The organism is Flavobacterium sp. 83 (genome assembly GCF_000744835.1).
Classification (GTDB): domain Bacteria; phylum Bacteroidota; class Bacteroidia; order Flavobacteriales; family Flavobacteriaceae; genus Flavobacterium.
Genome location: NZ_JQMS01000001.1, coordinates 3,555,161 through 3,568,587, shown reverse-complemented (window position 1 = coordinate 3,568,587; position 13,427 = coordinate 3,555,161). Strand labels below are relative to the sequence as shown.

Genomic DNA, 13,427 nt, shown 5'->3' with positions numbered 1-13,427 from the left:
CGCTAATTATTTTTTGGTATCAACGATACGTTTGTATTCTAAAGAGGATAGATTAAAATTGACCAATATTGCAAGTTTGTTTTCAGAAATTTTCAGATAATTTAAGCATTGATTGTAATGGTCATTGTTAAAACATGCAACGGTTTTTACTTCGAGAATTATTTTATTGTGAATAATAAAATCTGCATGAAATTTATGTTTTAAAATTGAATTTTTATATTTAACAGTATATTCTTTTTCCCTTTCATAAGGAATGCTATTTTCATTAAATTCAAATTCCAATGCATCTTTGTAAACTATTTCAGAAAAACCTTTACCAAGATTTTTGTGGACTTCATACAATAGCCCAACTATTTTATAACATTCTTCTTTGTAAATTAAATCATCCATTTTTAAAAATAAATTAGCGAATTAGCGGTAAAAAAAACTATTTACGGATCACTTTTACCTGTGAGTCATTCGTAAGTTTAATTATTGTTGACGGCTTTCCGCTAATTTTTTCACGGTTCAAATTTACAACATAGTCAACACCTTTTATAATTTCAGGACTAATATCTTTAAAGGCAATTGGAGTAGGTTTTCCCGAAATATTGGCTGATGTTGAAACCAATGGTTTTTTCATCTTTTCCAATAATTTAAAACAGAACGGTTCTTTTACGATTCGGATTCCTAAAGTGTTATCTGGAGCAATTATATTAGTAGCCACATTTCTGGGTTTATCTAGTATTAAAGTCGTAGGATTTTCGGATAAATCAATGATTTGCCAAGCTACTTCAGGAATGTCTTTAAAAACATTGTACATCATTTTTTCGCCATTCATCAAAACAATCATGCTTTGGGTTTCGGCTCTTTGCTTCAGCTTATATATTTTGGCAATAGCCTCAGGATTTGTGGCATCACAACCAATTCCCCAAACCGTGTCAGTAGGATAGAGGATTATTCCACCTTCTTTTATTATTTCGTAGGCTTTGTGTACTTCTTCGTTGATGTTTTCCATATTTTTAAGTTAGAGAGCTTACTAAGTATTTATATAAAATTACTCTTCTCGCTTCCAAGGTGCAAAAATACTTCATTTGTGGTTTGCAATCCAAATATTTTTCAACGTTACTTTTTGAATGTAAATGAAATAGATTTTACTTTTTTGTAGAATAAAGTTTTTAGAAAAGACACTTCTCATAGACTTTTAAATAATCTGCTGCTGCATTTTTCCAATTAAAACTCGCGGCTCTTTCTTTCATTAATGATTCCATCATATCTTGATTGTTGTAGAAATGGTTTAAACCTTCAAATAGTATGGTTTTCATGTATTCAGGGTCAAAATTATCCCAATAATAAGAATGTTCACCGCCTATTTCGGGTAAGGAGGTTTTATTGGATAAGAAAATGGGTTTGCCAAAATGCATTGCTTCAATTGGTGGAAGTCCAAAACCCTCGCGAATGGAAGGAAAAAGAAAAGCATAACACTTTGATAAATAAAATTGTTTTGCAATATCGTCTACTTTTCCAGTAAGAAAAACGCGATTTTTTAGGTTGTTTTCTGTGATGAATTTTGCTATTTCAATTCCGTATGATTTATCGTTGTTTCCAGATATAATCAAATTGAAATCAGGAACATGAATCATCATTCTCACTATTGACAAGAAGTTTTTTCGTTCTAAAAAATCACCTATAGAGTATAAGAAAGGTTTGTCTAAAGGGATTTTAGAAATAAATGTAGAAGTGTCTAAAATAGTCGTGATGGGATTTCCATTATAAATTACATATTCAGGAACATTAGGAACATTAAAATACTGATGGGTTTGTTTTTTTGCAAATTCGGATATGTATGTAATCGCTGTAGTTTTTTCTAATTTTGCAAGAAACAGTTTATTAGCTTTATGATTCATGTCAGATGAAATTTCCTCCACAAAATTCACATCATGAATAGTAAGTAAATATTTATTGACTCGATAAGGTTCTACTTTTGTATTTTGATTTACAGAATGCCATAAATCATGTTTTTTGCGAGTTCTAAAAAGACTGTGGCGTGATAAATTAGTGTATTTATGATAGCTAAATTTATTTCCAAATTCTTTCTCAAGAATTTCTGGGTTTTTGGTATTTAGAGTTAATTCTAAATCATTAAATTCTAATTGGTATAAACCTTTAATCAGCTCGTAATTAAAAGTTCCTAATCCAGTTGCCTTATTCTTAAGGTTGTGTGTTTCTAAAAATACAGTTTTTGACATAAATAGCATTGTGACGAAGTAAAAGTAAACCTTAAATTGGATAAATAAAATGCAATACCTACTTTTGTTTACACTTATAATGTATTGATGCAAATAAATATTCACTCTCATTTTCTAAAAAGCAAGTCAAATTTATTGACAATGATTGAAAATTTTAATTCAAATGGAACTCTTTTTGGTGATGGAAACCGAAATAAAATAAAACTATTTGATTTAGAAGAAAAAACGATTAACATCAAATCGTTTAAGATTCCTCACCTCATAAATAAAATTGCATATAAATATTTCAGAAAATCTAAAGCGAGACGTTCTTACGAATTTGCCAATAAATTACTGGAAAACGGAATTGGAACGCCACAACCCATTGCTTATGCTGAAAATTTCAAATTTTCCGGGTTAGAAAATAGTTATTATATCAGTGAGCACCTTGAAGCGGAGTTGACTTTTAGAGAATTAGTTTTAGACCCTGAGTATCCAGATCACAATAATATATTGAGACAGTTTACTCAGTTTACTTTCGATTTGCATGAAAAAGGGATTGAATTTCTCGATCATTCCCCAGGAAATACATTGATTAAAAAAAGTTCTAAAAATCAGTATGAATTTTTCTTGGTAGATTTAAACCGAATGAATTTTCATAATGTAATGGATTTTGATGCTCGCATGAAAAATTTTCATAGGCTTACGCCAAAAATAGAAATGTTGGCTGTAATGAGTCAAGAGTATGCGAAACTTTATAATAAGGACTACGAAGAAGTTTTTAGTAAAATGTGTTTTTATACGAATGATTTTCAGATGAAATTTCACAGGAAAATAGCCCGAAAAAAGAAACTCTTATTTTGGAGATAATAATTATTTTTTTTTCCAAAGTTTATTTAGTTCCGTGTATCTAATATGAATGCAATAGGCATTCAGATAACAAATAATAACTCCTTTTTTTCCGTCAAGAAAACCCAAACGAACAAAATAATTGTACAAGAAATTATAGGTTGGATGCAGAAGGTGGAGTAGATTGGATTTTTTTTGCTTCTTTATAAATTTTTCTTGAGCCTTGAATTTTCCGTAACGAATTATTTTTAACTTATAAGAATCATAATTAGCATAGGAATAATGAATGAGTTTGTTTTTTAAGATGCCAATTTTTCCGTTTACTTTTAATTTTTCATGAATTAGTTTTTCCGAAGTATATTCAGCATGATTTTTATGGAAAAGCCTAAATATTTTATCACTTTGATTCCCGCTAAAATGCAATATTTTGTTTTCAAACATAAAAGTTCTTCGAAAAAGAAAGGCAGCGGATGTTTCGTTATTTTTTACGGTAACTAAGATTTCATTTTTTAATTCAGGTGTTAATCTTTCGTCTGCGTCCAAAAATAATATCCAGTCATTTTTTGCCTGCGAAATAGCAAAATTTCTTTGAGAAGAATAATTGTCAAATTTATTCTGAATAAATTTTATGTTTTCGAATGATTTACAAATAACCTCTGTATTATCGGTACTGAATGAATCTACAACAATAATCTCGTCAGCAAAATCCAAATCTGCCAAAAGGGCTTTCATCTGATTTTCTTCGTTTAATGTAATTATTAAAACCGAAATTTTAGTGTTGTGATTGTATTTCATTGATTATTAGCTGTTTTTCAAAAGTACAGCATTATTTCAAATGTGTTTCTAAAAAAGCATTTAATGCAGGATAAATTAACTCTGGAGTAAATTCATTGTAAAACAAAATGGTTTCTTTTTTTATTATTTTAGCTGTTTTAACTTCAAATAAATTTGGTTTGAACTCTCTTAAATGTAGTGAAATATGATTAATTCCATCTTCAAAAGTAGCCCATCCTTTTTTATCAATCCAAGGTGAAAAAATAATGAATGAGGGTTTTTCTAATGCTTTTGCCATATTTATTGCCCCACCATCATTTCCAATTATCATATCACAATGGTTCATTATAGCAATGAACTCTCGGATATTTTTCCCTAAAACAGAAAAATAAATCTTCTTTTTTGTGCTTTCTTTACAGCCATTATAGATTGTTTTTGCCTCTTCAATTTGCTTTGGAAAATAATTAAAAAGAATATTCACATCGCTTTTGTCTGCAATGAAATCTACTAATTGCGACATGTATTCCAGCGGATAGGTTTTGTCTTTACTGCTTCCAATTATGCTGAGCATAATCGTTTTTTTGGATTGGTCTATTCCATGCGATTCGAAAAGTGAAGCAGCAAAATCATTCTCTTCTTTTGTAACTTGAATTCTGGGAAATGTTTCTAATTCTATATCAAGATGCAAAGGATTTAGTAATGCTAATCGTTGTTCAATTATTAAACCTAAATTAGTATTGGATGTTTTTTGTCTTTTTATAGTATCGGTATAAAGAAAGTCTCTCCCTTTTTTCCAATACGATATTTTTTGTTTTGCACCCGAAAATAATACAACGAGCCAGCTTTCTAATTTGGAATACGCATCAATTACAATGTCATATTTTTCAGCACGAATAGATTTCAATAATTTAAAATATTCCCATTTACTTTTCTGATGTTTTTCTTTAAAAATTATGAGATTGTCAAAACTTGTATTTCCTTGTAAAACAGCAATTGTAGATTCGTAAACCATATAATCAATTTGCGCTTTTGGATAGGCTTTACGCAAATTGTCGCACAATATGGAGCTTACTAAAACATCTCCAATCATTTTTTGTTGAATTACAAGTATTTTCATTCAGAGTAAATTTGAAAAAATTATGCTTTTGTTTTCAAGTAATTCATTGCACGAGGACTAATCCAGGTTTGCTTTTGTATTGCATTAAAATAATAAACGGATAGATTTTTAAGCATCAACCGATTTACTTTTAATTTTGGAATAAAAAACAAAAACAGGCTTAAAAACGATAAAATTATCTTCTCACTAAGTACTCCTAAAATCAATAAACAATGCAAATAGAGTTGTATTCCTATTGAAAATTGATTGCTGATGTAAACGTGTTTAGAAATAATCACTTCGGTTTTTGTAAGTGCTTTAGTCTTGACATTTAATCGTGAGGCACCACCGTGTTGATGAAAAATAGTAGCTTTTCGAGTAACGGCAACTTTTCCTCCAGTATCAAAAACCTTTTTACAAAGATCAACATCTTCAAAATACAACCAGTAATCTTCGTTCCAACCTTTAATTTTTATAAACCATTCCCGGCTTATGAAAATGACCGCTCCGGTAACCCAATCAGGGTAAAACAAATCCGCAGTGTTGTTGAAACGTTTTTCCAGTTTTGCTTTATTTCGTTTTCTAAAAAGGGACCTTGAGATTCCGAAAAAGCGTCCAAAAGCCGGAAATAAATTATTCTGTTTGTAAAAAACATCGTTTTCATTTATTTGTAAACAAGACAAAATTCCAATTTCAGGATGTGAAACAGCGGTTTGGAATAGTGTTTCCAAGGCTTCAAGAGTAAGTTTTGTATCTGGATTTAAAAAAAGGAAATGGTTTCCCGTAGCAATGCTCGCACCAAAGTTGCAACCATTTGAGAAACCATTATTACCTGAATTTTCTATAAATGTAAACTTGGAATATTTTTGTTTGAAAAAGTCAAATTGTCCGTCATTAGAAAAATTATCAACAATGATAACTTCGAATGTGAATGTTTTTGAACTAATTGCATCAATAGATGCTAAACATTCGTCTAAGGCTTTCCAACCACGGTAATTGACAATAATTATTGAAATATCCAATAGGTCTTTTTATAAAGATTTTTAAACGAAAACGGATTATACAGCTACGTCATATTCGCGTAAAGCATTGTTCAATGATGTTTTCAAATCAGTTGAAGGTTTACGGGTTCCAATAATTAAAGCACAAGGCACTTGGAACTCACCAGCAGCGAATTTTTTAGTATAACTTCCAGGAATCACAACAGAACGAGCAGGAACATATCCTTTCATTTCAACTGGAGTATCTCCTGTTACATCAATAATTTTTGTAGAGGCTGTCAAACAAACATTGGCACCAAGAACTGCTTCTTTACCAACATGAACTCCTTCAACAACAATACATCGAGAACCTACAAAAGCACCGTCCTCAATAATTACCGGAGCAGCTTGTAATGGTTCAAGAACACCACCAATTCCTACACCACCACTTAAATGTACGTTTTTACCAATTTGAGCACAGCTTCCTACGGTTGCCCAGGTGTCTACCATAGTTCCTTCGTCTACATAAGCACCAATGTTTACATAACTTGGCATCATGATTACACCACTTGAAATGTAAGAACCATAACGAGCAGATGCTCCAGGAACTACACGAACTCCTTTTGTAGCATAATCTCTTTTTAGCAACATTTTATCATGGTATTCGAAAATACCGGCTTCTAATGTTTCCATTTTTTGAATAGGGAAGTACATTACTACCGCTTTTTTAACCCATTCGTTTACTTGCCATCCTTCACCAACGGGTTCAGCAACACGTAATTTTCCGGTATCTAATAATTCAATAACTGCTCTGATAGCATCAGTTGTTGTTGTTTCTTGTAACAAAGCACGGTTTTCCCAAGCTTGCTCTATAATAGTTTGTAATGGATTCATTTTAATTAGATTTTTGACAAAGATATGTTTTTTAACGAAAAGCAAAAAGGTAAATTGATTTCAAAATGTTACAGATTTAACTTGTAGTGTTTTTAATAATTTTCAAATGTTGTAAATTTGATCAATAATTGAAAATCTTTGTACAATGAAAGATAATTTCTCAAAACAAGCTTCTGAATATTCAAAATTCAGACCACAATACCCAGATGAAATGATTGATTATTTAGTGTCATTTGTCGATAATAAGGATATTGCACTTGATATAGCAACTGGAAATGGGCAAGTGGCACACAAACTTTCTCGCTTTTTTAAAACGGTTTATGGAATTGATATTAGCCAGAACCAATTAGCCAATGCTATTTCAGCTCAGAATATCATTTATAAAGTGGCAGCTGCAGAAGATACTTTTTTTGGTGATCATAAATTTGACCTTATTACGGTAGCACAAGCAGTTCATTGGTTTGATTTTGATTTGTTTTATAAAGAAATCTATAGAATATTAAAACCAGACGGAATCTTTGCCGTATTAGGATATGGATTGTTTTCTACCAACACAGATTCAGATAAAATACTGCGAAATTTTTATTCTAATATAGTAGGTCCGTATTGGGATGTAGAACGAAAATACTTGGATGAAAATTATAAAACGATTCCATTTCCATTTGATGAAATAGTTGCACAATCTTTCGAAAATCATTTTACTTGGACTTTTGAAGAACTTATTGGATATCTGGAAACATGGTCGGCAACACAACATTACATTTCGAAAAAGAATAAAAATCCTTTGGACTTGATTTATGATGAGTTGAAAATTTCTTGGCAAAAAAATGATAAAAAAGTGGTATTTCCGTGGTTGCTGAGAATTGGAAAAGTAAAATAGCTACCTTTGAAAAAAATATAAAAATGCCAAGAATTCTCTCTATAGACTACGGACAGAAACGAACAGGAATCGCTGTTACGGATGAAATGCAAATCATAGCTTCGGGTTTAACTACAATTCCATCTACAACAGCCATTGCTTTTTTGAAGGATTATTTTGCCAAAGAAAAAGTGGAAGCGGTCCTTATTGGTGAACCTAAACAAATGAATGGCGAACCTTCAGAAAGTGCTTCTATTATTAAAGGTTTTGTGACGCATTTCACTAATCATTTTCCAGATATGAAAGTCATCAGGGTAGATGAACGGTTTACTTCAAAAATGGCTTTTCAGACTATGATTGACAGTGGTCTGAACAAAAAAAAACGTCAAAATAAAGCACTTATTGACGAGATTTCGGCAACGATAATGCTTCAGGATTATTTGAATCGAAAAGTATTTTAAAAGCTTTGTCTTTAAGGCCGTAAAAGGAATATAATGTTTTCGTGATTTCCTACTTTTTAACAATTATTTGTTATAATTTTTATGGTTTTATAAAGTATCTTTGCGTTTTAAAATTTTGTTATGCCTGATACAACCATTCGTTCAAATAGTGATGTAGTTCTTATAGGAGCTGGAATAATGAGCGCCACACTTGGCTTAATCCTTAAAGAATTACAACCAGATATAAAAATTGAAATTTACGAAAGATTAGATATTGCTGCTGCTGAAAGTTCTGATGCATGGAATAATGCCGGAACTGGACATTCTGCTTTTTGTGAGCTTAATTATACTCCTGAAAGTGAAGATGGAAGTATAAGTCCCAAAAAAGCGATCAGTATTGCAGAATCTTTCGAAGTTTCTCGTCAATTTTGGGCTTATTTAGTCCAACAGAAAAAAGTTTCATCTCCTGAAAATTTTATAAAAAGTATTCCACACATGAGTTTTGTTTGGGGTGAAAAAAATGTAGCATATCTTAAAAAAAGGTATGACGCTTTACATGCGAATCCACTTTTTAAAGAAATGCTTTATAGTACTGATTTTTCTCAGTTAAAGGAATGGATGCCTCTAGTTATGGAGGGTAGAGATGAATCTGAGAAAGTTGCTGCAACTTCTATGGCGATTGGTACGGATGTGAATTTTGGAGAATTAACCCGAAGCATGTTCAATTATTTGACGCAATTGGATGGTGTTACCATGCATTTTCATCACGAAGTTCAAAAATTAAAACAACGTGAGGATAAATCTTGGAGAATAAAAATTACAGATTTGGCTACAGGCCAAAAAAGAAAAGCATATACTAAATTTGTTTTTATTGGAGCTGGTGGTGGATCCTTACCATTATTAGAAAAAGCAGATGTCCCTGAAGGAAAAGGTTTTGGTGGTTTCCCAGTTAGTGGGCAATGGCTAAAATGTACGAATCCTGAAGTGATTGCAAAACATCAGGCTAAAGTTTATGGTAAAGCCAGTGTTGGTGCGCCACCTATGTCGGTGCCGCATATTGATTCCCGAATGATAAATGGTGAAAAAGCATTGCTTTTTGGACCTTTTGCAGGTTTTTCTACTCGATTTTTAAAAAATGGATCGTATTCGGATTTACCATTATCTATAAAACCAGACAATATCATCCCTATGATTGCGGCTGGGATTAAAAATATTCCACTTACAAAGTATTTGATTGAGCAAGTACGCCAATCACCAAAAGATAGAATAAATGCATTACGAGAATATGTTCCGGGTGCAAGATCTAAAGATTGGAAATTAGAACGTGCAGGACAACGTGTTCAAGTTATTAAGAAAGACGAAAAAGAAGGTGGAATATTAGAATTTGGTACCGAAGTAATCACTACAGCCGATGGTTCATTATCTGTTTTACTGGGTGCTTCTCCTGGAGCTTCAACGGCAGTTTCTATAATGGTAGATTTGGTTGGCAGATGTTTTAAAGACGAAATTGGGACACCGGAATGGCAGGAAAAATTAAAAAAAATGATTCCGTCTTATGGTGTAGCTTTAAATGCAAATCCAGCTTTATTAGACGAAATCAGAAAAGATACCGCTGAAATTTTAAAACTGAATAATTAGATATTTTTCAATAAAATAAAAGCGCTGAAGTTAGAGTAAGAATCTAATTTCAGTGCTTTTTTGTTTAAGATTGCATTAATTCTTTTGTAGTCTTTACTATATTTTCGGATAAATTAGTCAACCAGATTAATTGTTCTATAACTAATTGTGCTTCCTGCATTTTCAATTGAAATGCTTCTTCATCAATAGGAATTCCTGCTTTTAATTCTTTTTCTCGAATGTTTTTTAACTCTGTAAAACGCATCGCTAAATCTTCTTTTGGAAGGCTTTCTTTTATATCTGAATCATTTTCTTTCAAAAGCGCAATTGCATTATCCAGGTTTTTTATTACAGTGTCAACCACAACATTAAATGCCTCAGAAGCTGATGTCGTTTTGTGTGATTGGATATAAGTTCCCAAAGATGCTGAAGCGGATAGTAAGGAATGGTTAAGTATGGCCAGTTTGTATACTTGTGGTAGTTGTTTTTGTTTTGATTTAGGTTCTTGAACCATTCTTTGAAAAGAAGCCATTAAATTACCTATTTCTATAAAAGCATTTTTTCTGGCCAATCGGTACGAAGTAGAAATAGTCCCTTTTTTATTATAAAACACAGAGATTTCTTTCAGATAATTTTCATTTGCTTTTATGGATTTTTCTAAATAAATGGGAATATTTAAAAACTCCCATGAAGGCCATAAAAAGTGATTGGCAAAAAAAGCTAAAGCTGCCCCAACAATAGTATCCAGAATTCTATATTGAATCACATCACTAATATTTGGAGTTAATATTCCATAGATAAAAACAATATACATTGTTACAAATGTAGCGCTAACTTTATAATTTGTTTGTGTAAAGGAAAATCCTAAAAGCATACAAAGGATGGATAATGTGCTTATTACAATGCTGTTGTGTATAAATGTAAGGACTCCAAATGCAATTAATCCGCCTAAAATGGTCCCGAAAATTCGATGGAAAGAACGTTGTTTGGTTAAGCCATATCCAGGTCGCATGATAACTATGATAGTCAACAAAATCCAATATACGTTGTGAAAAGGTAGTACATTACCAATAATAAAACCAATCAAAATAGTTGTAGTTATTCGTAGTGAATGTCTGAAAATCGTAGAAGAGAAACTCAGATTTTCAATCAATGTACTCAAAGGATAATATTGTGGCGTCAGAAATTTTTCTAAGTCTTTGTCTTTTCCTTTGAAATCCAATGAATTAATAGCTAAAGTGAAGGCGCGTTCTACAATTTTTATTTTTTCAACTTGTTTTTCCGCATATTGAAGCATGGTTGTCAGCATATAAACGCCTTCGGAAGCGGCACCTTTTCCTAAGTCATTTTCGTATTCTGTGATTGCAACTTGTAAAGCATTTAGATCTCCAAGTAAATTATGTTTAGAAATATATTTAGTTCGGTTTTGTACACTTTTATATACTTGTTTTAAACTTGTTGCAAGATTGTATGCTAACCTTTGATAGGTTAGCAGCACCTTTGGATGGTCATCAAATTTTTGATGTAGTTTATCATGATCGAAAGAAGTAGATAAGGCAAGTTCTAAAATTTCTATCAATGAAATAAAAACAATAAGCATCTTGCGGTTTTGATTAGAAGAACCTGAAGTGGTATGACTACTAATTAGTACTTCTCTAATGTTTTGTCGAATGGTATTCAATTCCACCTGAAGATGTAGTTGCTTTTCAATAATTGCTTTTTTATCAGCATTAATAGTCCATAAGTCACCTCTTAGTTTTAAATATTTAGCTGTTAGTTTGATGCATTCGGCAATTTCTAATTCGATGTAACGATTAGGGCTTAAATAATGGAATATAAGTGAAATGAGAAGGTAGAATAAACCGCCTACAAGAATTAATCCTGAATATTGAATCATTTCCCAACCAGTATGCAAATGTGCAAACGCTAACGAAACGGCAAGTAACGCCGAGAATGAAACAGCTGTGGCCCTTTTTTCATACACAGAAAGCATTGATAACAAAAAAATTAATAGTGCTAAAAAGGGATAGAAGATCCAAGAATATGGATGCGTCATATTCACTAATAAATTGAGGCCGGCAACTAGAAAAGCAGTAACCAGGACTCCATTGATTTTATGTTTTAAATTACTTGGAATGTCACTTGGATACGTAAAAAAAGCTCCTAAGGCTATAGTAAATCCCATCTCGAATTTATCAAAATAAGAAAATAATAAAACAGGAATAACTGATGCTATTGTAACCTTTAATGCATTATTAAAATAAGTGCTGTCTGTAAATTTTCGGATTCTGTAAATCATATAATTGTATTACTAACAAAGGTAAGAATTGTATGAATTATTCAAAGGATAAAGCGATGTGTTTTGAACTTAATTGCAAAAAAACACTAATTATCAATCGAGGATTATTCATTCTCTATTTTTTTACTATTTTTGCGAAATGAATTAAATGGAAACATATTCAGTTTTACAATTGATAATGCTTAATACAACAATCATGATTTTACCAATTATAGGATATGGTGATCCTGTTTTAAGAAAAGTAGGAGAAGCTCTTACGCCGGAGCATCCAAACTTGGAAGAAATAATTGCCAATATGTACGAAACGATGTATAATGCTTATGGAGTTGGGCTTGCTGCACCTCAAGTAGGATTACCACTTCGTTTATTTGTAATAAATACGACTCCATTTAGTGATGATGAGGATTTAGCGGATGAGAAACAACAGGAACTGAAAGGATTCAAAAGAACTTTTATCAATGCAAAAATGATAAAAGAAGAAGGTCCTGAATGGAGTTTTAATGAAGGATGTTTAAGTATTCCAGATGTTCGTGAAGATGTTTATCGAAACCCGACCATAACTATTGAATATTGCGAAGAGGATTTTGTGATGAAAACAGAAGTTTTCGATGGAATAATCGCTAGAGTAATTCAACATGAATATGATCATATCGAAGGAATTTTATTTACGGATAAAATTTCTACATTAAAAAAACGGTTGATTCAAAAGAAGCTTAAAAACATCTTAGAAGGCAAAACTTTTCAAGAGTACCGAATGAAATTTTTCGGTAAAAAAGGCAGATAAATTCTCATTTATAATCTTACCTTGGTATGATTTTTGGTTTTAAATGAAAAAATAACAAGTCAAATTCTTAATAAATAATTATAAAATAAAATGAATTTAGAAAAAATATTAGCCATTTCTGGGAAACCGGGTTTATATGTACTGAGAGTGCAAACTCGTACTGGGTTTGTTGCGGAATCTTTATTAGACGGAAAAAAAATTACAGTTAATTTAAAAAGCAATGTAAGTTTATTGTCGGAGATATCTATTTATACATATGAAGGTGAAAAACCGTTAGCTGAAATCATGCAAAAAATTGCTGATAAAGAGAACAAAGGTCAGGCAATTTCTCATAAAGAAGATAATGCTGTTTTATTGGCTTATTTTAAAGAAATTTTACCAGACTATGATGAAGAAAGAGTATATCCTTCTGATGTAAAAAAAATCTTGAATTGGTATAATATGCTTCAAGCAAAAGGGTTGGTTACGGATGAGGTATCTACTGCAAAGGAAGAAACGACAGTTGCTGCAGAACTTGTTGAAGTTGCTGCAGATGAAGATGTGAAAACTACTGCAAAAGAAGCGTAATTTCAATTTTAAATTATATTTATCCTGTTCAGTCATATTCTGGACAGGATTTTTTTATTTT

At 31.5% G+C, this 13,427-nt stretch carries 14 protein-coding genes; 6 read left to right on the top strand and 8 right to left on the bottom strand.

The window, feature by feature from the left end:
• Nucleotides 1-6 precede the first annotated feature (6 nt).
• From T410_RS15410 to T410_RS15400, 3 genes are all read right to left on the bottom strand, one after another.
• Nucleotides 7-390 carry a GxxExxY protein gene (locus T410_RS15410; protein ID WP_035673445.1) on the bottom strand — a complete coding sequence of 128 codons (384 nt, stop codon included), beginning with the start codon at nucleotides 388-390 and terminating at the stop codon, nucleotides 7-9.
• A gap of 37 nt (nucleotides 391-427) precedes the next feature.
• The gene (locus tag T410_RS15405; protein ID WP_035673442.1) at nucleotides 428-997 is read right to left on the bottom strand and encodes an L-threonylcarbamoyladenylate synthase; all 570 of its coding nucleotides are present in this window, start codon (nucleotides 995-997) and stop codon (nucleotides 428-430) included.
• 160 nt (nucleotides 998-1,157) lie between these two features.
• Entirely contained in the window at nucleotides 1,158-2,228 is a 1,071-nt protein-coding gene (locus T410_RS15400; RefSeq protein WP_035673439.1) for a glycosyltransferase family 1 protein, read from the bottom strand.
• Nucleotides 2,229-2,369: 141 nt separating this feature from the next.
• Between T410_RS15400 and T410_RS15395 the strand changes: the two genes are divergently transcribed.
• Complete coding sequence (locus tag T410_RS15395; RefSeq protein ID WP_238567388.1) at nucleotides 2,370-3,077, top strand: lipopolysaccharide kinase InaA family protein; 708 nt, start codon at nucleotides 2,370-2,372, stop codon at nucleotides 3,075-3,077.
• Between the two features lie 3 nt (nucleotides 3,078-3,080).
• Here the strand turns inward: T410_RS15395 and T410_RS15390 are convergent, their stop codons facing one another.
• From T410_RS15390 to T410_RS15375, 4 genes are read right to left on the bottom strand one after another with little or no spacing between them, the layout of a single operon-like run.
• A complete protein-coding gene (locus T410_RS15390; RefSeq protein WP_035673436.1) occupies nucleotides 3,081-3,851 on the bottom strand; it encodes a glycosyltransferase family 2 protein in 771 nt (256 codons plus the stop codon).
• Nucleotides 3,852-3,882: 31 nt separating this feature from the next.
• The gene (locus T410_RS15385; protein ID WP_035673434.1) at nucleotides 3,883-4,947 is read right to left on the bottom strand and encodes a glycosyltransferase family 9 protein; all 1,065 of its coding nucleotides are present in this window, start codon (nucleotides 4,945-4,947) and stop codon (nucleotides 3,883-3,885) included.
• Between the two features lie 20 nt (nucleotides 4,948-4,967).
• Nucleotides 4,968-5,948: a glycosyltransferase family 2 protein gene (locus tag T410_RS15380; protein WP_035673432.1), complete on the bottom strand. Its 981-nt coding sequence runs from the start codon at nucleotides 5,946-5,948 to the stop codon at nucleotides 4,968-4,970.
• A 36-nt stretch (nucleotides 5,949-5,984) separates the two neighbouring features.
• Complete coding sequence (locus T410_RS15375; protein WP_035673430.1) at nucleotides 5,985-6,800, bottom strand: 2,3,4,5-tetrahydropyridine-2,6-dicarboxylate N-succinyltransferase; 816 nt, start codon at nucleotides 6,798-6,800, stop codon at nucleotides 5,985-5,987.
• Between the two features lie 145 nt (nucleotides 6,801-6,945).
• On the opposite strand from T410_RS15375, the gene T410_RS15370 reads away from it, so the two are divergent.
• The 3 genes from T410_RS15370 to T410_RS15360 all read left to right on the top strand — a co-directional run bounded on the left by T410_RS15370 (nucleotide 6,946) and on the right by T410_RS15360 (nucleotide 9,737).
• Nucleotides 6,946-7,680: a class I SAM-dependent methyltransferase gene (locus T410_RS15370; RefSeq protein WP_035673425.1), complete on the top strand. Its 735-nt coding sequence runs from the start codon at nucleotides 6,946-6,948 to the stop codon at nucleotides 7,678-7,680.
• A 23-nt stretch (nucleotides 7,681-7,703) separates the two neighbouring features.
• Nucleotides 7,704-8,120: a Holliday junction resolvase RuvX gene (gene ruvX / locus T410_RS15365; RefSeq protein ID WP_035673422.1), complete on the top strand. Its 417-nt coding sequence runs from the start codon at nucleotides 7,704-7,706 to the stop codon at nucleotides 8,118-8,120.
• A gap of 120 nt (nucleotides 8,121-8,240) precedes the next feature.
• A complete protein-coding gene (locus tag T410_RS15360; RefSeq protein ID WP_035673419.1) occupies nucleotides 8,241-9,737 on the top strand; it encodes a malate:quinone oxidoreductase in 1,497 nt (498 codons plus the stop codon).
• Between the two features lie 64 nt (nucleotides 9,738-9,801).
• On the opposite strand, the gene T410_RS15355 is transcribed toward T410_RS15360, so the two are convergent.
• On the bottom strand, nucleotides 9,802-12,015 hold the full coding sequence (locus tag T410_RS15355) for an FUSC family membrane protein (RefSeq protein WP_035673416.1): 2,214 nt from the start codon (nucleotides 12,013-12,015) through the stop codon (nucleotides 9,802-9,804).
• A 196-nt stretch (nucleotides 12,016-12,211) separates the two neighbouring features.
• On the opposite strand from T410_RS15355, the gene def reads away from it, so the two are divergent.
• Nucleotides 12,212-12,799 (top strand): peptide deformylase, encoded by a 588-nt coding sequence (def, locus tag T410_RS15350; protein ID WP_035674727.1) that lies wholly within the window; start codon nucleotides 12,212-12,214, stop codon nucleotides 12,797-12,799.
• A gap of 90 nt (nucleotides 12,800-12,889) precedes the next feature.
• Nucleotides 12,890-13,366: a DUF5606 domain-containing protein gene (locus T410_RS15345; RefSeq protein ID WP_035673413.1), complete on the top strand. Its 477-nt coding sequence runs from the start codon at nucleotides 12,890-12,892 to the stop codon at nucleotides 13,364-13,366.
• Nucleotides 13,367-13,427: the final 61 nt, after the last annotated feature.